Source organism: Halorubrum sp. SP9 (assembly GCF_005435015.1).
GTDB lineage: Archaea > Halobacteriota > Halobacteria > Halobacteriales > Haloferacaceae > Halorubrum > Halorubrum sodomense.
In genome coordinates, this window is the sequence record NZ_SGXU01000499.1 from 1 (window position 1) to 356 (window position 356).

The 356-nt window shown below is 51.7% G+C and carries 1 protein-coding gene; it reads right to left on the bottom strand.

All coding sequences use genetic code 11. The features are described from left to right. Positions 1 to 285: pentapeptide repeat-containing protein (locus EXE45_RS18370; RefSeq protein ID WP_137695162.1), on the bottom strand; the 285-nt coding region annotated here is incomplete at its 3' end. Positions 286 to 356: the final 71 nt, after the last annotated feature.

Consider the following 356-nt stretch of genomic DNA (forward strand, 5'->3'; position numbering starts at 1 on the left):
GAGAGACGCTTTGTAGAGGTTAGTATCTTCAAGATCGGAATCGGAGAGGTCGGCCTCTCTAAGTTCCGCTCTAGAGAGATCGGCTTCACTGAGGTCCGCATCGGAGAGATCTGCCTCACTGAAGTCCGCGTCAGAAAGATCGGCCCCACTAAGGTTCGCGTTGGAGAGGTTGACGCCCTTGAGTTCTGCCCCAGAGAGGTCAGAATCGGAGAGGTCGGCGCCTGACTCAATATCCTCTTGAGAGATATCTGGATCATTAGGAATTTCGCACTCGGAATCGCCCATACGGAACCATTTGTCAACGTCCTACTAAATTTAGCCCCTGTGTCACGTCCAATCGAATAAGCAGGATAGAC